Genomic DNA, 23,088 nt, shown 5'->3' on the forward strand with positions numbered 1-23,088 from the left:
GCTGCATCGTGTACTCACGCAGCCGGTCGGGGGATAGGGCGCCCGCTCCGGCCATCCGTCGGGATGTATCCCGTTTTCTCGTCTAATGGGACCTTGAGGGTGGCTGTGCCGTCTTGGACATGGACGGGGAGCGTGAACACGGCCCGGTGACGCATGGTGAGCATGGCCCGGTGCTCCTCGGCCTGCGGGGTCTCGTACAGCCAGACCAGCAGTTTCCGCCCTTCGACGCGGACGATGACCTCGGCCGTGGGGCACTCGCGCGGCACGGCCGGCCACGTCAGCACGAGCTCCTGGCCGGCGCTCGCGGACCGCGGCACCGGGGCGCGCTCCTGGCAGGGGAGGGGCGGGGCCGGCACCGAGTGGGCCGCGGCGGCCGGATGGACGGGGGCGGCGGGGTGGGGGATGGCGTTCATCGCGATCGTCCCGCCCTCCAGCAGGCATAACGTCACTATCGCGCCCGCGCGCTCGACCCTGGTGCCCTTGACGAGCAGCCAGAGGCTGAGCGGGGCGAGAAGGAGCCAGGCCATGCCGAGGGAGAGGGCAAGCATGGAGAACCTCCCACTAGTAGGGAGAGTTGTCACTCTCCGTATTGCTCCGGCTTCGGAGTGGGTTCGCCCTCTTCGATATCACATGACCTGAGCGTTGCACAGTGCGTACGCTTCGTGATCGGGGAACTGGTCACCCGACGGCGGGCGCGCCTCGCAGGACGGCGCCCGCCCGGCTCATCTCCGCCACGGCCGCCTCCGTGGTCGTCGGGGCCACGCCGGCCGTCAGGTCCAGCAGCACCCGCACCGCCAGCCCCTGCTTGACCGCGTCCAGGGCCGTGGCGCGTACGCAGTGGTCCGTGGCGATGCCCACCACGTCCACCTCCTGCACCCCGCTCTCCCTGAGCCAGTCCGCCAGCGTCACCCCGTCACCGGAAGTGCCCTCGAAGCCGCTGTACGCCGCCGCGTACGCACCCTTGCTGAAGACCTCCTCCACCCCCGCCACGTCGAACGACGGGTGGAAGTCCGCACCGGGCGTGCCGGCCACGCAGTGGGCGGGCCAGGTGGAGACGTAGTCGGGGGTCTCGGAGAAGTGGGTGCCGGGGGAGATGTGGTAGTCGCGGGTCGCCACGACGTGGTCGTAGCCGTGGTCGGCCACGTGGCGGGTGATCGCCGCGGCCACCTCCGAGCCCCCGGCCACGGCCAGGCTGCCGCCCTCGCAGAAGTCGTTCTGCACATCGACGATGATCAACGCGCTGCCCATAGGTAGCACGATACGTCAGGCGAATTCGGTGGGAATCGCCGCGTACCCCCGCCCCAGGTGGAGGGCCTCCTGCGGGAGGGTGGCGACGGCGGCGGCGTGGCGGTCGCGGGCGGCGGACAGGGACTCCCGGCCGACGACCACCCCCTCGCGCACGAGCTGGTGCAGCAGGGGGACGCCGCCCTCGGGGGCGAGCCCGCCGGTGGTGATCAGCTCGGTCTCGACGTGGCCGGACTCGTCCATCAGCCGGTACGCCTCCTTACGGCCCCCGCGCGACGGCTTGCCCACCGAGCGCTTGGCCACGGCCTCCAGCTTGCCGGTGGCCGTCTCCCGCGCCACGAGCTTGTACACCAGGGCGGCCGTCGGAACGCCGGAACCGGTCACCAGGGAGGTGCCCACGCCGTAGCCGTCCACGGGGGCGGCCGCGAGCGCGGCGATGGCGTACTCGTCGAGGTCGGAGGTGACCAGGATGCGGGTGTTGAAGGCGCCGAGGGCGTCGAGCTGCTCGCGCACCTCCTGGGCCGCCGCCGCCAGGTCTCCGGAGTCGATGCGGACCGCGCCCAGCTTCGGGCCGGCCAGCTCGACGGCCGTGCGCACCGCCTCGGCCACGTCGTACGTGTCCACCAGCAGCGTCGTCTCGGCCCCGAGCGAGGCGATCTGGGCCTCGAACGCCGCCCGCTCCGAGTCGTGCAGCAGCGTGAACGCGTGCGCCGCCGTGCCGGCCGTGGGCACGCCGTACACGCGCCCGGCCATCAGGTTGGAGGTCGAGGCGAACCCGGCGATGTACGCGGCCCTGGCGGCGGCCACCGCGGCGGCCTCGTGCGTGCGGCGCGAGCCCATCTCGATGAGCGGCCGCGGGCCGGCGGCGTTGGTCATGCGGGAGGCGGCCGAGGCGATGGCGCAGTCGTGGTTCAGGATCGACAGCGCCACCGTCTCCAGCAGCACGGCCTCGGCGAACGTGCCCTCCACGATCATGATGGGGGAAGCGGGGAAGTAGAGGTCGCCCTCGCGGTAGCCGTAGATGTTCCCGGAAAACCGGTAATCGGCGAGAAACGCCAGAGTGGTGTCGTCGACGACCTGGTGCTCCCGCAGATAAGTGAGTTCCTCGTCACCAAAACGGAAGCGTTCGAGCTCGTCCAGGACACGTCCCGTCCCGGCGACGACTCCATAGCGCCGCCCGCCTGGCAGATGGCGGGCGAACACCTCGAAAACGGCGCGCCGGTGCGCCGCGCCGCTCCGCAGGGCGGCCTGCAGCATCGTCAGCTCATAGTGATCTGTGAGCAACGCAGTGCTCATGGTCATTCTCACGAGTCGAAGACTACGGCCCAGATAGGGCAGACTCGGGGATGTGGGTAGCACCGCTCCAATCGCCGTTGAGCGTCCGTCATCGGACGTCCGGCCCGATCTGCCGTGGGTGACCATCGTCTGGAACGACCCGGTCAACCTCATGTCCTACGTGACCTATGTCTTCCAAACGGTCTTCGGTTATCCCAAGGAGAAGGCCGAGAAACTGATGCTGGACGTGCACCACAAGGGCAAAGCGGTCGTGTCCAGTGGCACGCGCGAGGAGATGGAACGGGATGTGCAGATTCTCCACTCCTACGGCCTGTGGGCGACGGTCCAGCCGGACTCGGTCAAGTGAGTCATATGAGTCGTACAAGTCGTACAACACAGAGGTCGAGGCCAGTGAGGCGGCGCGGGTGAGTTCGGGGTTCTCGCGGGGCAAGGAAGGCACCGTCATCGCCAAGTTCGAGGCGGCGGAGATCTCGCTGCTGCGCTCGCTGGTCTCGATGATGCTGGGCATCGTCTCCCCGGGGCAGACGAGCGACGACCCGCTGGAGCGGGCCCTGGGCATCGGCGACAGCGCGGTGCCGTCCGATCCGGTGCTGGCCAGGCTGTTCCCCTCGGCGTACGAGGACGAGAAGGAGGCGGCCGAGTTCCGCCGCTACACCGAGGCCACGCTGCGCGACGGCAAGCGGGCCGACGCGCAGACCGTCCACGAGACCGCCCGGGCGGGGCGTGCCGAGCTGTCGCCCGAGCAGGCCCAGGCGTGGCTGCGCTCGCTCAACGACCTGCGCCTGACGCTCGGCACCAAGCTCGACGTGACGGAGGAGGTCCACGACGAGATCGCGATGATGTCCGAGGACGACCCCCGTTATCCGGCCTACGTCACCTACGACTGGCTGACCTACCTCCAGGACAGCCTGGTCCGTGCCCTCTGGTAATTTCCGGGCATGCTGTCGATCTCGCAGGAACTGGTAGACAAGATCGTCGCCCATGCCCGGGCGGATCACCCCGACGAGGCGTGCGGCGTTATCGCGGGCAAGGACGGGGTGCCCGAGCGGTTCATCCCGATGGAGAACGCCGAGCGTTCGCCCACTTTCTACCGCTTCGACTCGATGGAGCAGTTCCGGGTTTGGCGTGACATGGACGACCGCGACGAGGAGCCCGTCGTGATCTACCACTCCCACACCGCCACCGAGGCGTACCCGTCGCGCACCGACGTGTCCTACGCCTCCGAGCCCAACGCCCACTACGTCCTGGTCTCGACGAGGGACGAGAACGAGGTGGAGTTCCGCTCGTACCGCATCCTCGAAGGTGTGATTACCGAGGAAGAGGTAAGGTTTCTCCCATGATGGCCAGGCCTGTGCAGAGCTTCCTCTTCGCACACACTCCTGCTGTCGTCGTCTACGACTGTCGCTGATTCGGAATCCGCATCAAGCCGTCGGCGTTGCTGCCGATGGGACGACGACCTGACCTGAGGAGACTGACCGCGATGGCCATCGAGGTTCGCATTCCGACCATCCTGCGCAATTACACTGACGGCGCGAAGGCCGTGAGTGCCGAGGGGGCCACCCTCGAAGAGCTGATCAGCAACCTGGAGTCGCGCCACCCCGGCATCAAGGACCGCCTGGTCGACCAGGGTGCGCTGCGCCGCTTCGTCAACGTCTACCTGAACGACGAGGACGTGCGCTTCCTCGGCGGTCTCGGCACGCCGGTGTCCGACGGTGACACGGTGACCGTCCTCCCCGCTGTCGCCGGCGGGTGACATGCGTTTCGACTCGCTGATCGACTCGGTCGGCCGCACCCCGCTGGTCGGGCTGCCGAGGTTGTCGCCCTCCGCCGACGTGCGTGTCTGGGCCAAGCTCGAGGACCGCAACCCGACCGGGTCGATCAAGGACAGGCCGGCGCTCTGGATGATCCAGGAGGCGGAGAAGGACGGCCGCCTCACCCCCGGCTGCACGATCCTGGAGCCCACCAGCGGCAACACCGGCATCTCGCTCGCCATGTCGGCCAAGCTCAAGGGCTACAAGCTGATCTGCGTGATGCCGGAGAACACCTCGGAGGAGCGCCGCCAGCTGCTGCGCATGTGGGGTGCGGAGATCATCTCCTCGCCCGCCGCGGGCGGCTCCAACGAGGCGGTGCGCGTGGCCAAGGGCCTGGCGGCCGAGAACCCGTCCTGGGTGATGCTCTACCAGTACGGAAACCCGGCCAACTGGCGCTCCCACTACGAGGGCACCGGCCCCGAGATCCTCGAGGACCTGCCCACGGTCACCCACTTCGTGGCCGGGCTCGGCACGACCGGGACGCTGATGGGCGTCGGGCGGTTCCTGCGCGAGCGGGTGCCCGGCGTGCAGATCGTCGCCGCCGAGCCGCGCTACGGCGAGCTGGTCTACGGGCTGCGCAACGTGGACGAGGGCTTCATCCCCGAGCTCTACGACGAGTCCGTGCTGACCACCCGCTTCTCGGTGGGCTCGGCCGACGCGCTCAGGCGCACCCGCGAGCTGCTGGCCGCCGAGGGCATCTTCGCCGGGGTGTCGACCGGGGCCGCGCTGCACGCGGCGCTGGGCGTGGCCAGGAAGGCGGTCCAGGCGGGGGAGCGGGCCGACGTCGTGTTCGTGGTGGCCGACGGCGGCTGGAAATACCTGTCCACCGGCGCGTACGAGGGCACGCTCGACGAGGCCGAAGAGCGCCTCGAAGGCCAGCTCTGGGCATAGACCCACACCTGAGTGGCAAAGGCGGCCGGTCCGAAGGGACCGGCCGCCTTTCTCGTCCGTGTGTGCCGCCGCCCGCCGGGCGGCCACCACGGGCTAGTTGAACAGCAGCCGCAGCGAGAACGTCGCCTCGCTGTCGGTCTGCGTGCCGCTCAGGCCGACGGCCCGCAGCACCTGGGCGTTGGCCTTGTCGTCACCCTCCATGGACTTGAGGTAGAGGTTCTCCACCTTGTCCAGGTCCACGAAGAGCGCGTAGTTCACGTCTGCCGCGTTGGGAATCGCCGTCTGGAACGTCTCCGAGTCGGCGAGCGTGCCCTCCTCGGCCAGCTTCTTGGCGTACTCGTCCGTCGTCGCCACCGTGAAGACGCCGTCGCCGGAGACCTTGGCGATCTGCGGGGCGGGCTGGCCGCTCTGCGTCATCGCCTGCTGGATCTTGTCCAGGATGGCCTGCGCCTTGGCCGGGTCGGTGGCGATGCGCACGCCGCCCTTGATCTGGTCGCTGTCCAGTCCCTCGCTGTCCACGGCGACCGTGAAGTTCTTGCCGAAGATCGTGGCCAGGTCGGCGGGCAGCTCCAGGCCGAACTGAGTCTTGGCCTGCTGGAGGAGCTGCGAGATCTCGGCGCTGCCGGCCGCCGTGGCCTGCTTCTCGATCTCGGCCCACTGCTTGGTGACGATCTGGTCCATGCCGGAGATCGACAGGGCGCCGGCCGTGGTGGCGGGCAGGGTGCCGAGGTTGGCCTTGGGCAGGTCGCCCTCGGGGGTCATGCCCTTCGCGCCCCGTACGACGCCGGCGAGCTCGACGTAGGCGCTGTCGAAGCGCAGCGCGCCGGCGAACCTGGCGTCCTTGACCTGGTCGAGGGTCGCGGCCTGGTCGGCCGGGATCTCCTTCTTGGCCAGCTCGAGCAGGCCGCCCATGTCGGCCCAGAACGACAGCACGCCCTGCTCGCCGACCGCGCCCATGTCCTCGCTGAACTCGGCGTTGTCGGCCAGGCTGCCCTCGGCCTGCGCGTACTTGTCGGCCAGGGCCTGCGTGGCGGTCAGCAGCGCGTAGTCCTCGCGGAAGGCGATGCCGTACTTGTCGCCGTCCATCAGCTTGGCGATGCCGGCCTTGGCCTGCTCCTGGTCCTTGACCTGGACGGCCACCGCGAAGTCGGGCTCCTCCTTGCCGGAGGGCACGGCGGCGAAGCCGATCCGGCTGCCCAGCCAGGGGTCGACGTCCTTGGCAAAGTCGATCTTGCTGTCCGGGTCCTGCTCGTTGATCGTGTCGAACAGCGCCTTGCGCGGGTCCTCGCCGGAGAACGTGTCCTTGGTGACCGTGAACTTCCTGGCCAGCTGGAACAGCGCCAGCTTCTGGTTCGCGGCCGGGTCCAGGTCGAGGCGGGCGTAGGCGATGGAGTTGGCGGGCAGGACGTCGTTCGGCTGCGTGCCGCCGCCGCCGAAGGCGCCCACGGCCCACACCGCGCCGCCACCGAGCACGACCACCGCGAGCGCCGCGGCGATGGCGATGATCCAGCTCTTGCGGCCCTTCTTCGCCGGCTCCGCCGGGCCGAAGCCGTCGGGGCCCTGCTGCTGCCAGCCGCCCTGGGCGTACTGGTCCTGCTGCCAGCCCTGCTCCTGCTGCCAGCCCTGCTGTGGCTGCTGCTGTTGCCAGCCGCCCTGGGCCTGCTGCTGGCCGTACTGCTGCTGCCCGTGCTGCTGCTGGCCGTACTGCTGGTCCCCGTGCTGCTGCTGGCCGTACTGGGGAGCGCCGTAGGAAGGCTGTTGCTGGCCGTACTGAGGGCCGTAGGCGGGCGGCTGCTGGCCATGAGATGCCTGCTGCTGGCCATAGGGCTGCTGCTGGTACGGCTGTTGCGGTGGGTAGGGCTGCCCCGGATACTGCGCCGTCGGCGGAGTCTCCGGCTGCTGCCCCTGATTCCAGTTGTACGCCGTGGTCCGGTCAGGATCCTGGCCATAGGGGGGATTGTTAGCAGACATCACTCAACTCACAATGTGGACTTTTGACCACAGAGAACGTAGCTGATGTTGCTGTACGGGCGCTTGCAATGTACTGAAGTCGGTATTTAGACCCGGTTCAGCTCTTTGCGCAGTATGTCGATGTGAACCTCGCCGTCCCCGTAATCGTGGACGTTCTCCCAGGGCACGAACGTGCACCCGGCGTAGACCAGGCGGGCCAGCGTCCGCGAGAGCCAGGCCGATCGGCCCTGGCGATCACGAGTGAGGCCGAGCAGGAGCGGGGCGCGCCGGCTCGAGACGACCAGGCCGTAGACGGTGTGGCTCTGCTGGAGCTCGCCCCTGTGCTTGACGACCCGGATGTCCACCACGAAACCGACCCACACCCCGTTGGAGTCCCAAACGGACTGACCGATGAGTTCGGTGACACTTGCCATGATCAAACGGTGTCACCCGAATCACGTTTTCGCAGGTAGGCGCGCTGATGGGCGAATGCTCTACTCTTATCTAGAACATAATTCCAGCTGAGGGGCAGGTACGGATGACCAAGTTCGACGAGGCCACGCAGGCGATCAGGGTGGACGAGAACACCTATGACGTGTGCCTCGATCCCGGCTACTCGATCGGCGGCCCGCTCAACGGCGGCTACCTGATGGCCGTGATCCTGCGTGCGGCGGTGGACGCCTCGCCGTTCGAGCATCCGGTGAGCACGACGGCACAGTTCCTGAAGGCGCCGGTGGCCGGGCCCGCGCAGGTCAGGGTGGAGCCGCTCAAGGCGGGCCGGACGGCCGCGTTCGCCAGGGCGACGCTGGTGCAGGACGGCGCGGCGCAGATCGAGGGGCTGATCACGACGGCCACGCTGAACGACGTCGAGCCGATTTATGCCGACAAAGCGGCTTACTCCATGCCGCCGATCGAGGACTGCACCAAGCTGCCCGACCCCAAGCCCGAGTCGGGCATGACGCTGAACGCCCAGATGGACCTGGTCTTCGACCCGCCCACGATCGGCTGGCTGAAGGGCGAGCCCACCGGCCGGCCGGAGGCGCGGGCGTACTTCAGGATGGCCGAGCCCCAGGACCCCGACCCGTACGTGCTGGCGCTGGCCGTGGACGCCCTGCCGCCCGTCGTGTTCTCCGCCGGCGGGCGCGGCTGGGCGCCCACCGTGGACCTCACCTGGCACCTGCGCGCCCTGCCCGCGCCCGGCTGGCTGACGCTGCTCGGCAGCGGCCGGCTGGTCTCCGACGGCTGGTTCGACGAGGAGGTCGAGGTGCGCGACTCCGCGGGCCGCCTCATCGCCCAGTCACGCCAGCTCGCCCGCGTCGGGAGAGGCTGAAAACCCCCGGGCCGGCAGTGCGCCGACAGGCCTTGATGTGACGAAGACAACATCGCCTCAAGGCCGCGTGTCGCAGGTGTGAGCATTCTTACGCAGTGTTGATCGTGCAGGTCGCCTACCCTCTAGAGCGTGCCGGACGCGAGTATTGGGATCTTCGACAGCGGGGTCGGCGGCTTGACGGTCGCGAGAGCGATCATCGATCAGCTGCCCCACGAATCCATCACCTACGTGGCCGACACGGCCCGTCAGCCGTACGGGCCGAAACGCATAGCGGAGCTGCGCGCCTACGCTCTGGAGGTCATGGACCACCTCGTCGAGCAGAACGTCAAGATGCTCGTGATCGCGTGCAACAGCGCCAGTGCCGCCGTGCTGCGCGACGCCCGCGAGCGCTATGACATGCCCGTCGTCGAGGTGATCATGCCGGCCACCAGGCGGGCGGTGCAGGCCACCCGCAGCGGAAGGGTCGGCGTGATCGCCACCAGGGCCACCATCGAGTCCATGGCCTATCACGACGCCTTCACCGCGGCTCCCGACGTGCAGCTCACCGGCGTGGCCGCCCCACGCCTGGTGGAGTACGTCGAGCGAGGAGAGACGATGAGCGACGAGCTCATCGAGGTCGTGCGCGAATACCTGGAGCCCATCAGGGCCGCCGGGTGCGACACGCTCATCCTCGGCTGCACGCACTACCCGCTGCTGACGGGCGCCATCTCCTACGTCGCCGGTGACGGAGTCACGCTGATCTCCAGCGCTGAAGAGACGGCCAAGGACGTCTACCGGATCCTGCACGACCGCGATCTGGCGGTGGGAAGCGAGGCCACCCCCCGGCATCGCTTCCGCGCCACCGGCGACTCCCTGCTCTTCGCCCGGCTCGGGCGGCGCTTCCTGGGCCCGGAGATCGATGTGGTCGAAGTCGCACCAGTGGGGGGTACTACCTTTAACGGGAGGCCCACATGAAGGTGACCATCGTCGGATGCTCCGGGAGCTACCCCGGCCCCGACAGTCCCGCGTCCTGCTACCTCCTCGAAGCAGACGGCTTCAGGATGTTGCTCGACCTCGGCAGCGGGTCGCTGGGCGCGCTGCAGCGCCACATCGGTCTGTACGACGTGGACGCGATCTGCCTGTCACACCTGCACGCCGATCATTGTCTCGACATCTGTGGCTATCACGTGGCCCGCACGTACGGGCCCGCGGCCCCGTACCCTCTCGTGCCCGTCTACGCGCCCGCCGCCGCGCCCGCCCGCCTGGCGGCCGCCTACGGCATGCCGGAGGAGCCGGGCCTGGAGACCGCGTTCGAGTTCGTGCCGCTCTCGCCGGGCTCGTTCGAGATCGGGCCGTTCACCCTCACCGCCGGCCTGGTGAACCACCCGGTCGAGGCGTACGGCTTCCGCGTCGCCAACGGCGGCAGGAGTGTGGCCTACTCCGGTGACACCGGCGAGTCGGACGAGCTGGTCAAGCTGGCCACGGGCGCCGACCTGCTGCTGTGCGAGGCGTCGTTCGTGGAGGGCCCCGATCTGCCCCCCGGCCTGCACCTGACCGGCCGCCAGGCGGCCGAGCACGCCGCCAAGGCCGACGTGGGCAGGCTCGTGCTGACCCACCTCGTCCCCTGGAACGCCCAGGCCACCGTGCTGGAGGAGGCGTCGGGAGGCGGCTATGACGGGCCCATGGAGCTGGCCCGCAGCGGCTCCGTCTACGACCTGGCCTGAACCTCGGTGAAGTCACGCATGCGGGGCAGCGGTGAGAACAGCAACGGCAGGAACGCCAGCACCCTGCCGACCATGAGCACCCACAGCGTCTGACGTACCCCGATCTGCTGGGCGACGAGCCCGCCGAGCAGCGCCCCCAGCGGCATCACACCCCACGTCATGAAGCGCACCGACGCGTTGACCCGGCCGAGCAGATGGTCGGGGGTGACGATCTGGCGGTAGGTGATCTGGCCCACGTTCGAAAGTGTCGCGCTCCACGAGATCATGATCGAAGTGATCGCGAAGCACACGACCCGCCAGTCGGCCTCCGTCAACGGCAGGAGCAGGGCGAACGGGGCACCCGTCAGGGCGGCCAGCCAGGTCATCCTGGCGGTGCCCTGCCTTCTGGCCAGCCAGCCGCCGGTGAGGCCGCCGAGCAGGCCGCCGATCCCGCCGGTCATCACCAGCGCCCCGACCACGCCCGGCGCGAGCTTGACCGTCTCGGCCAGGAACAGCACCGACAGGCCCATCACGCCGCTCACGCACAAGTTACCGATCGCCGAGGAGGACACGAACGCGCGTAACAGCCGGTCCCGCCACACGTACGCCAGCCCCTCGCGGATGCCCCGCAGCAGCGGCCCGCGCTCGGTGTCGGCGGGCGGCTTGTCGGGCGCCCTGATCGAGGCCAGGAAGGCCACCGAGGCGAGCGCGCCGAACGCGGTGGCGACGATCGTGCGCGGCGCGCCCAGCAGCTGCACCAGCAGGCCCCCCACCCCGGGCCCCGCCAGGAACGCCCCCGAACGCACCACCTCGAGCTTGGCGTTGCCGTCGCCGAGCTGCCCGGTGCTCACCAGGTCAGGAAGGTAGGTCTGGTCGGCCACGTCGTTGAAGACCTGCGACACCCCGGCCAGCAGCGCCACCACGAACATCAGCTCGATCGTCAGCAGGCCCAGCCCGGCCGCCACGGGGATGCTGCTGAGCAGCGCGAACTTGGCCACGTCGGAGGCCATCATCACCCGGCGCCGGCGCATCCTGTCGACCCACACCCCCGCGGGCAGGCCGATCAGCAGGAAAGCGGCCGTCTGCAACGACGACAACACTCCGACCTCCGCCGGCCCCGCGTGCAACACCAGCACGGCGACCAGCGGAAGCGCCACGCGTGAGATATTCGCCCCAAGCTCGTTCGCCACGTGCGAACTGAGGAACCGGAGGAAGTCAGGGTTACGCAACACCCCCGTTGTCATTGCGTAAGGATCCATGTGTCGGACACATTTGGTCAAGGGCGTTGTGCCGCGGAGATAGGGTGATCTGCATGTCCAGACAGGATGGCCGCAGCCCTGACCAGCTCCGCCCCATTACCATCACCAGGCAATGGCTGACCCACGCGGAGGGATCGGTGCTGGTCGAATTCGGCGGCACCCGGGTGTTGTGCGCCGCGTCGGTCCAGGACAGCGTGCCCCGATGGCGCAGAGGCAGCGGGCAGGGCTGGGTTACGGCCGAATACGCCATGTTGCCGCGAGCGACCAATACCCGTAACGATCGTGAATCGGTCCGCGGCAAAATCGGCGGCCGGACTCACGAGATTTCCCGGTTGATCGGGCGTTCACTGCGCGCGTGCGTCGATTACAAAGCGTTGGGCGAAAACTCCATTCTGCTCGACTGCGACGTGCTGCAGGCCGACGGCGGCACCCGGACCGCCGCGATCACCGGCGCCTACGTCGCGCTGGCCGACGCGGTCGCCTGGATGCGCGAGCGCCGCATGTGCCCCGGAGACCCGCTCATCGGCTCGGTCGCGGCCGTCTCCGTCGGCGTGGTCGGCTCGGTGCCGATGCTCGACCTCTGCTACACCGAGGACGTCGCCGCCGAGACCGACATGAACGTCGTGATGACCGGCGAGGGCAGCTTCGTCGAGGTCCAGGGCACCGCAGAGGGCGCGCCCTTCGACCGCGCCGTGCTCGACCAGCTCCTCGACCTGGCCGTGGCGGGCTGTGAGGAGCTGACCCTGATCCAGCAGGAGGCCCTGGGCTCATGAAGATCGTGCTGGCCACCCGAAACGCGGGCAAGATCGCGGAGCTGCGCCGCATCCTCAGCGGGTTCGAGATCGTCGGGCTCGAGGAGTTCCCCTCGATCGGCGAGGTGGCCGAGACCGGCGTCACGTTCGAGGACAACGCGCTGCTGAAGGCGCACGCGGTGGCTCAGCAGTCCGGGCTGCCCGCGGTGGCCGACGACTCGGGGCTGTGCGTCGACGTGCTCAACGGCATGCCGGGGGTCTTCTCGGCCCGCTGGGCGGGGCGGCACGGCGACGACCGCGCCAACCTGGAGCTGCTGCTGGCCCAGATCTCCGACGTGCCCGCCGAGAAGCTGACCGCGCACTTCGCCTGCGCCGCGGTCCTGGCGCTGCCGTCGGGGGAGCACCGCGTGGTGGAGGGCACCCTTCCCGGCCGCCTCGTCACGACGCCGCGGGGGTCCAACGGCTTCGGCTACGACCCGATCTTCGTGCCCGACGGTGAGGGGCGCACGACGGCCGAGATGGCGCCCGAAGAGAAGGACGCGATCAGCCACCGCGGGCGCGCCTTCCGCGCGCTGGCGCCGATCGTGCGCGAACTGCTCAGCTCGTAACCACCGCGTAAGAACCCTGTGGCGCGGGGGGACGTACCTTCGGACTGTGCAGAGGAATGAGATGGCTCCCGCCTGGGCGGGCGCCTTGGCGGGACTGGTGTCCGGAGGCGTGGCCCTCGGGATCGCGCAGCTCGTGGCCGGATTCGTCGGGCCCGAGACGTTTCCCGTGGTGGCCGTGGGCGATGCGACCGTCGATCTGACGCCCGCCCCGGTCAAGGACTTCGCGATCAGGACGTTCGGCGAGAACGACAAGGCCGTTCTCGTGGGGGGCGTGCTGGTGGTGCTCGCCGGGGTCGCCGCTCTCATCGGGGTGCTGGCCGGGCGACGGCTCGCCTACGGCTTCGCGGGGCTGGCGGCGTTCGGGGTGATCGGCGCGCTGGCAGTGGTCACCCGGCCGGACGCCGGGCCCCTGGACGCGTTGCCGACCGTGGTGGGGGTGGCCGTCGGCGTCTGGGCACTCGCCTGGCTGGTACGCCGGGCGGGAGGGCGACGACCTGCCGGGCCTGCCCCGGACACGCCCTCCGCCTCTGCCGCCTCGGCCCCGGTTTCCCCGGTCGATGCCGATCGGGCTCCCTCGGCTGGCGGCGAGCAGGCGGGGGACGGTGCCGAGCGGCCGGCGGTGATGCGGGCCGGGGGTGAGCCGGTCGCGTTCGATCGGCGGCGGCTGCTGACCGGGGCGGTCGGCGGTGTGGTGGTCGCCGGGGCGGCGGGGGTGCTCGGGCAGCAGCTCGGCGGGCGGCAGGCGGTGGACGCGGCGCGCACCGGGGTGGCCCTGCCCAGGCCGGCGACTCCCGCCAAGCCCCTCCCGGCGGGCGCCGATCTGCGCATCCGCGGCCTGTCGCCGTTCGTCACGCCGAACCGGGACTTCTACCGCGTCGACACCGCGCTCGTCGTGCCCCAGGTCGACCCGAACGACTGGAAGCTGCGCATCCACGGCCTGGTCGACCGCCCCGTCGAGCTCACGTACGCCGACCTGCTGAAGATGCCGCTCACCGAGGCCGACGTCACGCTGGCCTGCGTCTCCAACGAGGTCGGCGGCCCCTATGTCGGCAACGCCCGGTGGCTGGGCGTGCGCATGTCCGAGGTGCTGCGCCGCGCGGGGCTGCGGTCCGACGCCGACATGCTGCTGTCCACCTCCGCCGACGGCTTCACCTGCGGCACCCCGGTGGACGTGGTGATGGACGGCCGGGAGGCGCTGTTCGCGGTCGCGATGAACGGCGAGGTGCTCCCCGTCGACCACGGCTTCCCGGTGCGGCAGGTGGTGCCGGGACTGTACGGGTACGTGTCGGCCACCAAGTGGGTGGTGGACATCAAGGTGACCAGGTTCGACCGGGACGAGGCGTACTGGACGCCGCGTGGCTGGTCGGCCAAGGGCCCGATCAAGACGCAGTCGCGCATCGACGTGCCCAAGTCGGGCGACTCGCTCAAGGCGGGCGGCACCACGATCGCCGGAGTGGCGTGGGCGCAGCACACCGGCGTGGACGCGGTGGAGGTGCGCGTGGACCGCGGGCAGTGGCGGCAGGCCAAGCTGGCGGAGGTGCCCGGGCCCGACACCTGGCGGCAGTGGTCGATCGACTGGGCCGCGACTCCCGGCGAGCACACGATCGAGGTGCGGGCGACCGACGCCTCGGGGTACACCCAGACCGACCAGCTCGCGCCGCCCGCGCCCGACGGCGCGACCGGATGGCACGCCATCACCGTCAAAGTGAGCTGAGGTTTGGGACGTTTACGCAGGTACGGGGGATAGTTCGGGCGGGGAAATTCGCCGAGTTCGCCTCGTTGTCACGGCGGCCCCTCTACGATCGGTCGTCGAGCATGACAGGAGGCAGGCCGTGTTCCGCGAGCGCAAGCCGAGTGTCCGATGGGCCCTTCCGGAGGGACAGTACAACCCCGAGGTGGCCGATGGGGTGCGGTGGCTGGACTACGAGCAGGCCGCCCACCCCGCCCTGGACGGCTCCGCTCCCGGAGCCGGTGCTGAGACCGGCGCGGCGGCCACCGCCGGGAGCGCCGCCGGGGAGACCGCCTGCGGGCTGCCGGACGGCGGCGACTGGTTCGACCTGCCCGGGCGGCCGCCCAGGCTCGCCGACAGCCGCCCGTACGGTGTGCCGGGAGGGCTCGCGCAGCCGGACCCGCAGGTGGAGCGGGACCTGGCGGAGGCGCTACGGCCCGGCGCCCGCTTTCCCGACCCGCGCGGCACCTGGGTGCGGCTGGTGAACGGCGGCGGCCCCGCCGACGACCCCTTCCGGGCCACCAACGCCGCCGACTGCGCGCTGGCGGTGCTGTCCACCTGGCACGGCGAGCCCGCCACGGCCGCCCCGAGGCTGCCCGAATACGACCCGATCGGCCGCCCGGTGCTGACCGGCGAGCGGGGCAGCGTGGCCAGGATCGAGCGGTGGATGGGGCACCGCCTGCAGTACGCGGGCCAGGGCCGGCACGCCTACCCGATGATCGCGCGGCGGCTGCTCGACGCCGGGCACGGGTCGGCCGCCGTCATCGTGGTGCGCTGGCCGGGAGGAGGTTCGCACGCCTGGAACGCGGTCAACTTCGACGGCGAGGTGATCTGGATCGACGCCCAGCGCGGGCACATGTCGGTCGAGCCGCCGTACCGGACCGTGACCGGGGTGTTCTGCTCGATACTCGACCGCCAGGGGCGGCCGCGATGAACATGGAGCAGGCCAGGGCGCTGGCCGAGGAGTACTACAACGGGGTGCGGCCGCCGGAGGAGGCGGTGCCGGTGGGTGTGTACGCGTTCGACGGCGGTTACGTGGCGTGGGTGCGGGACCTGGATCCCGACGATCCGGCCCGGCTGCCGGAGACGGCCGGGGCCGGGTGCGTCGTGATCGACCGGGCGACGGGCGAGGTGGTGGCCCGGCCGCTGCTCGACCCGGAGACCGTGGCCGAGCTGTGGCCGGGCCGCACGCCTCGCTGACGACCCTCGCTGACGACCCCCGCTGACAATCCGGCTGACAGGCTTGCGGCGCGATCAAGAGGGGCCGGGCGCCGCCCCCGTAATGACGCCCGACCCACACATACCCTCTATCCGGGTTTATCGGTTTTATTCGACTACGGGTCTTTTGCCCGACTCAATCCACGGCTCAAGGACTCAACCCGTGGCGAGCGAGTCCACGATCGAGGCCCGCGCGGCGCGCCGGGCCGGGAGCACCGCCGCCAGCACGCCCGCCAGCCCCGACAGCGCCACGAACAGCACGATCTGCGGCACCGGCGCCGAGAAGAGGGCCCCGTCCAGCATCGCCCGTAGCGCGGCCCACCCGAAGACGAGGCCCAGCACGACGCCCACCAGCGCCCCGATCAGGCCGAGGATCAGCGCCTCGACGGACAACATCCGGCGGAGCTGCGGCCGGGTCAGGCCCAGGGCCCGCAGCAGGGCCGACTCCCTGGTCCGCTCGTGCACCGACAGGGACAGCGTGTTCGCGATGCCCAGCAGCGAGATGAGGATCGCCAGCCCCAGCAGTCCAGTGATGATCATGAGCATCATGTCGAGGGTCTCGTCGAACTGCCCGCGTATCTCCGTCGAGCTGCTCACCTGCACGGTCGGGTAGGGCGCGGCGGCGGCGTCCACCACCGCGCGGGCCCGGTCCGCCGCCACGCCGTCCTTGGCGTTCACCATGACGCGGGAGTCGGGCACGGCGCCGAAGTAGGCGTCGAACGGCTGCTCGGCGATCGTGACGGGAGTCAGCGACGACTGGGAGCCGTTGAGCAGCGCGACCACCTTCAGCGAGACCGTGCCCGCGCGTTTCGTGTCGAGCGTCACCGTGTCGCCGACCCGCGCGCCGAGCGCCTCGGCCGTGAGGTCGTCCAGGGCCACCTGGCCCGCGCCGAAGCCCTTCATGGACCCCGAGGACACGTACGGCTCGATGGGCCCGCTGAACGTGCCCACGTCGAGGCGCTTGCCCGCGACCGCGGCCTTGACCTCGCGGATCTGCGCCACCGAGGTCAGCTCCGGCCTGCCGCGCAGCTCCTCGGCCACGGACCTGGGGATGATGGAGTCGCGCTCCTGGCCGGCCAGCAGGTAGTCGATCGGGAACTGCTCGTCCAACTGGGCCGTCAGCGTCAGCCTGGTGGACGCGGTGACGACCGAGATCAGCGTCATCAGTGTCACCCCGATCGTCAGCGCGACCGTGGTGGTCGCGGCCCGCCTCGGGTTGCGTCCGGAGTTGTCCACCGCCAGGCGCCCCGGCACCCCGAACAGCCTGCGCGGGATCCAGCCCACCAGCGCGCTCAGCGGCCTGACCAGCACGGGGCCCAGGATGAGCACCGCCAGGAAGGTCAGCGCGCCCCCGCCCATGACGACGAAGAGCGAGACCTCCTGGCCGGGCGTGAGGACGAAGGCGCCGACGCCGGTCGTGGCCAGGCCCGCGACCAGGAAGAGGGCGGCGAACCCGGCGCGTACCAGACCGGCGCGGAACGTCTGCTCCTCGGCCTGGCTGCGCAGGGCCGCGATCGGCGGCACGCGGGTGGCCGACCTGGCCGGCAGCAGGGCCGCGCACACCGTGACCACCAGGCCGACGGCCAGGCCGATCGCGATCGTGCCCGGGGTGAGCGTGACCGCCGCGTCCGTGTGCAGCGGGGTGTCCAACGCGCCGAGGATCGTCAGGGTGAGCGTGGCCAGGCCGTACCCGACGAGCAGGCCGAGCCCGGAGGTCACCAGGCCCACCGCGGCCGACTCCAGCATGATCGAGCCGAACACCTGCCCGCGCGTGGCCCCGATGCACCGCAGCAGCGCCATCTCCCGCGTGCGCTGGGCGACGAGGATGTTGAAGGTGTTGTAGATGACCAGCGCGGCCACCATCATCGCCACGATGCCGAACATCAGCAGGCCCATCGTGAACGAGCGGGTCTCCACCCCGGCCGCGCCGGCCAGGTCGTCGGCCAGCTCGTCCCCGGTCTTGACGGTGTACGCGCCGCCGGCGGCCGCCGCGACGGCCTGCTTCAGCCCGGGGGCCGAGCCCGCGACGTCGATCTCGGCGTACCCCTTCCCGCCGGTCATCCGCCACGCGGTGGCCGGGGTGAAGCCGACCGCGCCGGTGTAGGCCAGCATCTGGTCCACGCCGGTGTCGATCAGGCCGACGAGCCGGAAGCGGTGCTCGGCCTGCTCGCCGTCCAGCACGGTGATCGTGTCGCCGAGCCGGAAGCCCTGGGCCTCGGCGGTGTTCTCGTCCAGCACGGCCGCCTGGTCGTCGGTGCCCGGGCCGGTGCCGGAGACGACGTCGGTTCGGTCGAGCGGGCCCGTGATGATCGACAGCGCCGTGGTGGGGGCGTTGCCGGCGGTCTTGCCGTTCCTGCCGAGCACGGGCGTGCTGCCGCGGACCAGGCCCTGCGCCTCGGTCACGCCCGGCAGCGCCCGGATGCGCTCCAGCACCTCCTCGGGCAGCACGTCGTCGGAGTCCTTGGGCAGCACGGCCACGTCGACCTTGCCCGCGTCGGCGGTCACCCGCTGGGCGAAGCCGGCCTCGACGGTGTCGTTCAGCACGAACGTGCCCGCGATGAAGCCCACGCCCAGCATGATCGCCAGTGACGTGAGCATCAGCCTCAGCCGGTGCGCGCGCAGCCCGGCCAGCGCGGTCTTCAGCACCTCAGGCCTCCAGCCGGACGAGGGTGTCCAGCACGGACTGCGGCGTCGGCGCGGTGAGCTCGGTGACCAGCTCGCCGTCCCGCAGGAACACCACGCGGTCGGCGTACGAGGCCGCCACCGGGTCGTGCGTGACCATGACGATGGTCTGGCCCAGCTCGCGCACGGAGGTGCGCAGGAACGACAGGACCTCGGCGCCGCTGCGCGAGTCCAGGTTGCCCGTGGGCTCGTCGGCGAAGATCACCTGGGGCTTGCTGATGAGCGCCCTGGCCACGGCCACGCGCTGCTGCTGGCCGCCGGACAGCTCAGACGGCCGGTGCGCGAGCCGGTCCCGCAGCCCGACCGTGTCGATGACCCGGTCGAACAGCGGCTGGTCGGCCTGGCGGGCGGAGATGTCCAGCGGCAGGCGGATGTTCTGCTCGGCGGTCAGCGTGGGCAGCAGGTTGAACGCCTGGAAGACGAACCCGATCCGCTCCCGGCGCAGCATCGTGAGCTGCCGGTCGTTCAGCCCGGTCAGCTCCACGTCGCCGATGTGCACGGTGCCCGACGTGGCGGCGTCGAGGCCGGCCAGGCAGTGCATCAGGGTCGACTTGCCGGAGCCCGACGGGCCCATGATGGCGGTGAACGCCCCGGTGGCGAAGGACACGGTCACGCCACGCAGGGCGTGGACCTGGGCGTCGCCCTGCCCGTACACCTTGGTCAGATCGGTGGCCACCGCCGCGGGCGGGGCTTGGCGCCGGGTCTCGGTGAGCGTCACGTTCACTCCTACGTCGTGTTTCTTTCAACGCGACCAACGCTAGGAGTGGAAATCTGCTGATCCATGGGCCTTGAGGAGGGACTTCGTGTGCGCCGGCAGATGACCCCGGTCAGACTTTCGGTCGATGGGAGGGCACGATCAGCCCGGCCTCGTACGCGTACACCACCACCTGCGCCCGGTCCCGCAGCCCCAGCTTGGCCAGCACCCGGCCCAGATGTGTCTTCACCGTCGCCTCCGCCACCTCCAGGCGGCCCGCGATCTCCATGTTGGACAGGCCGCGCGCCACCATGAGCAGCACCTCGCGCTCGCGCGGCGTCAGCTCGCCCGCGGCCGCCGCCAGGGGCCCGTCGGTGGGCAGCTGCGCGGCGAACCGGTCCAGCATCCGCCGCAGCGTGCTGGGCGACACCACGGACTCGCCCGCGTGCACGACCCTGATCGCGGTGACCAGGTCGGCCGGGGGCACGTCCTTGAGCAGGAACCCGGCCGCGCCCGCCTTGACCGCCGAGAAGGCGTACTCGTCCAGGTCGAACGTGGTCAGGATGAGCACCTTCGGGCCCTCGATGCGCCTGGTGGCCTCCACGCCGTCCATCGTGGGCATGCGCACGTCCATCAGCACGACGTCGACCTGGGTGGTCTTCAGCATCTCCAGGGCCGCGGCGCCGTCGGCGGCCTCCGCCACCACCTCGATGTCCGGCTGGGCCGCCAGCACCATCCTGAAGCCGGTCCGCAACAACTCCTGGTCGTCGACCAGCATCACGCGAATCACGCCGCCTCCTTGGTGATGGGCAATCTGGCCAGCACCTCGAAGCCGCCGCCCCCCAGGGGGCCCGCCGACACGGCGCCGCCGTACATGCCGGCCCGCTCGCGCATGCCGATCAGGCCGTGGCCGTCGGGGCTCCTGGGGGCGGCCGCGCCCCGGCCGTCGTCGGTCACGCGTACGACCAGGTCGGGGCCGCTGTAGTCGATCTCGACGGTGGCCCGGACATCGGGGCCGCCGTGCTTGAGCGCGTTCGTCAGAGCCTCCTGGACGATGCGGTAGACCGCGAGCTGCTGGCCCTCGGGCAGGTCGGCGGGCACGCCGTCGATCTGCAGCCGGGCGGGCACGGTCGAGCCGCGTACGAGCTCCTCCAGCTGGCCCAGCCCCGGCTGCGGGGTGTAGTCGGTGCCCGCGGCCTCGTTCTCGCGCAGGACGCCCACCAGCCGGCGCATCTCGGCGAGCGCGGCGCGGCCGGTCTTGGAGATGTTCCTGACGGCCAGGCGGGCCTGCTCGATGTCGCTGTCCATGGCGTAGCCGGCGCCGTCGGCCTGCACCACCATCACGCTGACGTTGTGGGCCACCACGTCGTGCAGCTCCCGGGCGATCCTGGCCCGCTCGGCCGCGGCCGCCATCCTGGCCTGCTGGTCGCGCTCGCGCTCGGCCCGCTCGGCGCGCTCCTCCAGGCCCTCCAGGTAGCGCCTGCGCGTGCTGGCGTACAGGCCGGTCAGCCAGATCGTCACCACGAAGATCGAGCCGCTGAAGAACACGCCGAACGTCGGGTCGTACCAGTTGACCAGCGCCATGGACATGCCCAGCTCCGCCACCAGCCCCGCCGCCAGCGCCCAGCGGAACGAGCACCGGTAGGCCACCGCCCAGAGCGCGACCAGCACCGCGAGGTTGGCGGGCAGCGGATTGACCCCCGCCAGCCACTGCCCGAAGCTGATCAGCGCGACGACGGCGAACGAGGCGATCGGCCGGTCGCGCCACACCAGCGGCACCAGCAGCGCCGCCGACAGGGCCAGGTAGAGGCCCACACCGAGGTAGGCGCCGTCGTCCGGCGGGGTACTCGCGCCGTACGGCACCGCCAGGATGGCGCAGAGCGCCGCCAGGGGGGTCACCCGCAGGGCGCCCGCCAGCTTCTCATGGCGCCTGGACCACGCCCGTACACTGCCGAACACATCATCACGATATGTAGGGCCGCCGGGACATTGGTCCGTCTGGAGGCTGAAGTACGAGTACGACCCAGGTCTTACATGGCCTGGTGCTTACGCGGGGCTTACGCTGGCTTTGGCATTCTCGTCACCGGGAGCGCCCCCTGCGGGGCGAGTAAAGGGAGATCGTGATGGCGGATCATGATCGCGACGCCGGGTCGCGCGGCGAAGAGGAAGCGCCGCGCGACCCGAGTCCCACCGAGCCGACCCAGGAGCTGCGCTCGCCGGGCGAGGAGCCGGGCCAGCTGAAGTACGGGGAGCAGGCGGACCGCGCATACGCGTACATCCCGCCCACCGTGCCCGATCCAGCCGGCTGGGAGCGCGAATCCTTCAGTGACTTCGCCCGCCGCAAGCGGCGCCAGATCATCGGCGCCGGCCTGATCGGCCTCGTCTTCGGCGGCCTGCTCGGCGGCCTCGGGGTGGCCGCCTTCAGCGACGATCACGACGACCACGGCCGGTACGGCGTGTGGATGCGGCCCGACCATCCCGCGCACCGCGACTTCATGATGCCGGGGAGGCTGGAATCGGGCTGCTACGAGAGCGAAGAGGACCTCTATTGCGTCGTGCCGCCGCCCGACAGGGTGTTCCCGGCTCCGGCCCCTGATGCCCCTGACGCTCCAGATGGCGAGAACGTGGCCCCGAGGCCGGTCAGGACCGGCTAGGGATTACCGTGATGGGGATCCGCGAATTGGCGGAGTTGTCGGCGGGAAATCGTGCCGAAAGCGGATCCCGCGGCCGTTGACATTTGCCGGGCGAAAACAGTGGCCGAGCCGTGGACAGGTGTGCGGGCGGGGGGACTCGAACCCCCACAGTGTTGCCACCAACAGGACCTAAACCTGCCGCGTATGCCATTTCGCCACGCCCGCGCAATCCCCGCCGCAGCGGGCTTGAGACAGTTTAGCGCTCCGAATGGGAGCAGGGGGCATCCACGATGATGAGGGGGCTCCCGTCCGGAAGGCAATTCGGGCCCTCCGGCAAGGGGAGGGCCCGCGGCCGCCGGGTCAGGACAGGCCGAGCTTCTTCTTGAGCGAGGCCACGTGGCCCGTCGCCTTCACGTTGTAGAGGGCCTGCTCCACTTTCCCGTCGCCGTCGATGACGAAGGTCGAGCGGATGACGCCCACGACCTCCTTGCCGTACAGCTTCTTCGTGCCGTAGGCGCCGTAGGCCTGGTGGACGGCCAGGTCGGGGTCGGACAGCAGCGGGAAGGTCAGCGCGTCGCGCTCGGCGAACTTGGCCAGCTTCTCCGGCTTGTCCTTCGACACGCCGAGGACGACGAATCCCTCGGCGGTGAGCAGGCTCAGGTTGTCGCGGAAATCGCACGCCTGCTTGGTGCACCCGGGAGTCATCGCGGCGGGGTAGAAATAAAGGATCACCCGCTTGCCTCGGTGCGCATCGAGGGAGACGGTGCCGCCGTCGGCGGTGGGTAGCGTGAACTCGGGCGCGGCGTCGCCGGGCGCGAGCTTGGTTTCGGTCAATGGGCCCTCCTGAGTTCTTCCCGCCAACCTACCGGCCTGGCCGCCGTGCCGTACGGCGTGCCGACCTGACAGACTGATCACGACCAGAACGGACGGGGCCCGCCGCGGGGCACGCGTACGGTCGAAAGGAGAGCCATGGCTGACACCGATCCCGACGAGCTGGAGCGGCGGATCGCGCGGACGCGCGCGGAGTTGGCGCAGACGGTCGACGCCATTGCCGATCGGGTGAGCCCCAAGCGGGTCGCCGAGCGTACGGTGGCCGACGTCAAGAGCCGGGCCGGGCACTTCGTGGCATCCGTGGGGGATGCCCTCGGGGTGACGCCGAGGCCGGTCGAATACGCTGACGATCCCGATCGGGTGTGGGAGGAAGAGCGGCCGGATCTGGGGCCGGTGCTGATCGGGGTCGGGGCGGTGCTGGTCGTGGGGGCGGCCATCGTGTTGTGGCGGCGCCGGCGACGCCGCCTCTGAGCCGGC

At 70.5% G+C, this 23,088-nt stretch carries 26 protein-coding genes and 1 tRNA gene; 15 read left to right on the forward strand and 12 right to left on the reverse strand.

Annotated elements, in window-relative coordinates; all coding sequences use genetic code 11:
- Window positions 1-14: 14 nt before the first annotated feature.
- The 3 genes from AB0J69_RS08975 to AB0J69_RS08985 all read right to left on the reverse strand — a co-directional run bounded on the left by AB0J69_RS08975 (window position 15) and on the right by AB0J69_RS08985 (window position 2,547).
- Complete coding sequence (locus AB0J69_RS08975) at window positions 15-548, reverse strand: hypothetical protein (RefSeq protein ID WP_364114511.1); 534 nt, start codon at window positions 546-548, stop codon at window positions 15-17.
- A gap of 130 nt (window positions 549-678) precedes the next feature.
- Window positions 679-1,248 carry a nicotinamidase gene (locus AB0J69_RS08980; RefSeq protein WP_364114513.1) on the reverse strand — a complete coding sequence of 190 codons (570 nt, stop codon included), beginning with the start codon at window positions 1,246-1,248 and terminating at the stop codon, window positions 679-681.
- Window positions 1,249-1,263: 15 nt separating this feature from the next.
- The gene (locus AB0J69_RS08985; protein WP_364114515.1) at window positions 1,264-2,547 is read right to left on the reverse strand and encodes a nicotinate phosphoribosyltransferase; all 1,284 of its coding nucleotides are present in this window, start codon (window positions 2,545-2,547) and stop codon (window positions 1,264-1,266) included.
- A gap of 46 nt (window positions 2,548-2,593) precedes the next feature.
- Between AB0J69_RS08985 and clpS the strand changes: the two genes are divergently transcribed.
- The 5 genes from clpS to AB0J69_RS09010 all read left to right on the forward strand — a co-directional run bounded on the left by clpS (window position 2,594) and on the right by AB0J69_RS09010 (window position 5,243).
- The gene (clpS, locus tag AB0J69_RS08990; RefSeq protein ID WP_043616171.1) at window positions 2,594-2,887 is read left to right on the forward strand and encodes an ATP-dependent Clp protease adapter ClpS; all 294 of its coding nucleotides are present in this window, start codon (window positions 2,594-2,596) and stop codon (window positions 2,885-2,887) included.
- Between the two features lie 58 nt (window positions 2,888-2,945).
- Window positions 2,946-3,470, forward strand: a complete 525-nt coding sequence (locus tag AB0J69_RS08995; protein WP_364114517.1) for a DUF2017 domain-containing protein — start codon at window positions 2,946-2,948, stop codon at window positions 3,468-3,470.
- A gap of 9 nt (window positions 3,471-3,479) precedes the next feature.
- Window positions 3,480-3,881 carry a M67 family metallopeptidase gene (locus AB0J69_RS09000; protein WP_364114519.1) on the forward strand — a complete coding sequence of 134 codons (402 nt, stop codon included), beginning with the start codon at window positions 3,480-3,482 and terminating at the stop codon, window positions 3,879-3,881.
- 140 nt (window positions 3,882-4,021) lie between these two features.
- Window positions 4,022-4,294, forward strand: a complete 273-nt coding sequence (locus tag AB0J69_RS09005; RefSeq protein ID WP_364114521.1) for a MoaD/ThiS family protein — start codon at window positions 4,022-4,024, stop codon at window positions 4,292-4,294.
- Between the two features lies 1 nt (window position 4,295).
- Complete coding sequence (locus tag AB0J69_RS09010; protein ID WP_364114523.1) at window positions 4,296-5,243, forward strand: cysteine synthase; 948 nt, start codon at window positions 4,296-4,298, stop codon at window positions 5,241-5,243.
- A gap of 93 nt (window positions 5,244-5,336) precedes the next feature.
- Here the strand turns inward: AB0J69_RS09010 and AB0J69_RS09015 are convergent, their stop codons facing one another.
- Together AB0J69_RS09015 and AB0J69_RS09020 are read right to left on the reverse strand one after the other, a co-directional pair.
- Window positions 5,337-7,214 carry a hypothetical protein gene (locus tag AB0J69_RS09015; RefSeq protein WP_364114525.1) on the reverse strand — a complete coding sequence of 626 codons (1,878 nt, stop codon included), beginning with the start codon at window positions 7,212-7,214 and terminating at the stop codon, window positions 5,337-5,339.
- A gap of 86 nt (window positions 7,215-7,300) precedes the next feature.
- On the reverse strand, window positions 7,301-7,627 hold the full coding sequence (locus AB0J69_RS09020) for a hypothetical protein (protein WP_364114527.1): 327 nt from the start codon (window positions 7,625-7,627) through the stop codon (window positions 7,301-7,303).
- A gap of 104 nt (window positions 7,628-7,731) precedes the next feature.
- Here AB0J69_RS09020 and AB0J69_RS09025 point away from each other — a divergent pair, with 104 nt between their 5' ends.
- From AB0J69_RS09025 to AB0J69_RS09035, 3 genes are all read left to right on the forward strand, one after another.
- On the forward strand, window positions 7,732-8,523 hold the full coding sequence (locus AB0J69_RS09025) for a thioesterase family protein (protein WP_364114529.1): 792 nt from the start codon (window positions 7,732-7,734) through the stop codon (window positions 8,521-8,523).
- A 129-nt stretch (window positions 8,524-8,652) separates the two neighbouring features.
- Window positions 8,653-9,477: a glutamate racemase gene (gene murI / locus AB0J69_RS09030; RefSeq protein WP_364114531.1), complete on the forward strand. Its 825-nt coding sequence runs from the start codon at window positions 8,653-8,655 to the stop codon at window positions 9,475-9,477.
- Window positions 9,474-10,226: an MBL fold metallo-hydrolase gene (locus AB0J69_RS09035; RefSeq protein ID WP_364114533.1), complete on the forward strand. Its 753-nt coding sequence runs from the start codon at window positions 9,474-9,476 to the stop codon at window positions 10,224-10,226. Before murI ends, AB0J69_RS09035 begins: the two co-directional genes overlap by 4 nt.
- Here the strand turns inward: AB0J69_RS09035 and AB0J69_RS09040 are convergent.
- On the reverse strand, window positions 10,211-11,464 hold the full coding sequence (locus tag AB0J69_RS09040) for an MFS transporter (protein WP_364114535.1): 1,254 nt from the start codon (window positions 11,462-11,464) through the stop codon (window positions 10,211-10,213). The genes AB0J69_RS09035 and AB0J69_RS09040 overlap by 16 nt on opposite strands.
- Window positions 11,465-11,517: 53 nt before the next feature.
- Between AB0J69_RS09040 and rph the strand changes: the two genes are divergently transcribed.
- The 5 genes from rph to AB0J69_RS09065 all read left to right on the forward strand — a co-directional run bounded on the left by rph (window position 11,518) and on the right by AB0J69_RS09065 (window position 15,753).
- Window positions 11,518-12,237, forward strand: a complete 720-nt coding sequence (gene rph / locus AB0J69_RS09045) for a ribonuclease PH (RefSeq protein ID WP_364114537.1) — start codon at window positions 11,518-11,520, stop codon at window positions 12,235-12,237.
- Entirely contained in the window at window positions 12,234-12,824 is a 591-nt protein-coding gene (gene rdgB, locus AB0J69_RS09050) for an RdgB/HAM1 family non-canonical purine NTP pyrophosphatase (protein WP_364114539.1), read from the forward strand. Before rph ends, rdgB begins: the two co-directional genes overlap by 4 nt.
- Before the next feature lie 61 nt (window positions 12,825-12,885).
- The gene (locus AB0J69_RS09055) at window positions 12,886-14,538 is read left to right on the forward strand and encodes a molybdopterin-dependent oxidoreductase (protein WP_364114732.1); all 1,653 of its coding nucleotides are present in this window, start codon (window positions 12,886-12,888) and stop codon (window positions 14,536-14,538) included.
- Window positions 14,539-14,656: 118 nt separating this feature from the next.
- Window positions 14,657-15,487, forward strand: coding sequence for a toxin glutamine deamidase domain-containing protein (locus AB0J69_RS09060; RefSeq protein WP_364114541.1), 831 nt, complete (start codon window positions 14,657-14,659; stop codon window positions 15,485-15,487).
- The gene (locus AB0J69_RS09065; protein ID WP_364114543.1) at window positions 15,484-15,753 is read left to right on the forward strand and encodes a hypothetical protein; all 270 of its coding nucleotides are present in this window, start codon (window positions 15,484-15,486) and stop codon (window positions 15,751-15,753) included. The genes AB0J69_RS09060 and AB0J69_RS09065 overlap by 4 nt, the downstream gene beginning before the upstream one ends.
- A 174-nt stretch (window positions 15,754-15,927) precedes the next feature.
- On the opposite strand, the gene AB0J69_RS09070 is transcribed toward AB0J69_RS09065, so the two are convergent.
- The 4 genes from AB0J69_RS09070 to AB0J69_RS09085 all read right to left on the reverse strand — a co-directional run bounded on the left by AB0J69_RS09070 (window position 15,928) and on the right by AB0J69_RS09085 (window position 21,106).
- Window positions 15,928-18,417, reverse strand: coding sequence for an FtsX-like permease family protein (locus AB0J69_RS09070; protein ID WP_364114545.1), 2,490 nt, complete (start codon window positions 18,415-18,417; stop codon window positions 15,928-15,930).
- Window position 18,418: 1 nt separating this feature from the next.
- A complete protein-coding gene (locus tag AB0J69_RS09075; protein ID WP_364114547.1) occupies window positions 18,419-19,171 on the reverse strand; it encodes an ABC transporter ATP-binding protein in 753 nt (250 codons plus the stop codon).
- Window positions 19,172-19,280: 109 nt separating this feature from the next.
- Window positions 19,281-19,937 carry a response regulator transcription factor gene (locus tag AB0J69_RS09080; protein WP_364114549.1) on the reverse strand — a complete coding sequence of 219 codons (657 nt, stop codon included), beginning with the start codon at window positions 19,935-19,937 and terminating at the stop codon, window positions 19,281-19,283.
- Window positions 19,934-21,106 (reverse strand): histidine kinase, encoded by a 1,173-nt coding sequence (locus tag AB0J69_RS09085; protein WP_364114551.1) that lies wholly within the window; start codon window positions 21,104-21,106, stop codon window positions 19,934-19,936. Before AB0J69_RS09085 ends, AB0J69_RS09080 begins: the two co-directional genes overlap by 4 nt.
- A 164-nt stretch (window positions 21,107-21,270) precedes the next feature.
- Between AB0J69_RS09085 and AB0J69_RS09090 the strand changes: the two genes are divergently transcribed.
- The gene (locus AB0J69_RS09090) at window positions 21,271-21,801 is read left to right on the forward strand and encodes a hypothetical protein (RefSeq protein ID WP_364114553.1); all 531 of its coding nucleotides are present in this window, start codon (window positions 21,271-21,273) and stop codon (window positions 21,799-21,801) included.
- A 121-nt stretch (window positions 21,802-21,922) separates the two neighbouring features.
- On the opposite strand, the gene AB0J69_RS09095 is transcribed toward AB0J69_RS09090, so the two are convergent.
- Both AB0J69_RS09095 and bcp read right to left on the reverse strand, forming a co-directional pair.
- A tRNA-Leu gene (locus AB0J69_RS09095) sits at window positions 21,923-22,005 on the reverse strand.
- Window positions 22,006-22,140: 135 nt separating this feature from the next.
- Window positions 22,141-22,614 (reverse strand): thioredoxin-dependent thiol peroxidase, encoded by a 474-nt coding sequence (gene bcp / locus AB0J69_RS09100; RefSeq protein WP_364114555.1) that lies wholly within the window; start codon window positions 22,612-22,614, stop codon window positions 22,141-22,143.
- Between the two features lie 135 nt (window positions 22,615-22,749).
- On the opposite strand from bcp, the gene AB0J69_RS09105 reads away from it, so the two are divergent.
- Window positions 22,750-23,082, forward strand: coding sequence for a DUF3618 domain-containing protein (locus tag AB0J69_RS09105; RefSeq protein WP_364114557.1), 333 nt, complete (start codon window positions 22,750-22,752; stop codon window positions 23,080-23,082).
- Window positions 23,083-23,088: the final 6 nt, after the last annotated feature.

This window comes from Nonomuraea sp. NPDC049709, assembly GCF_040674815.1.
In the GTDB taxonomy this organism is placed as follows: domain Bacteria; phylum Actinomycetota; class Actinomycetes; order Streptosporangiales; family Streptosporangiaceae; genus Nonomuraea.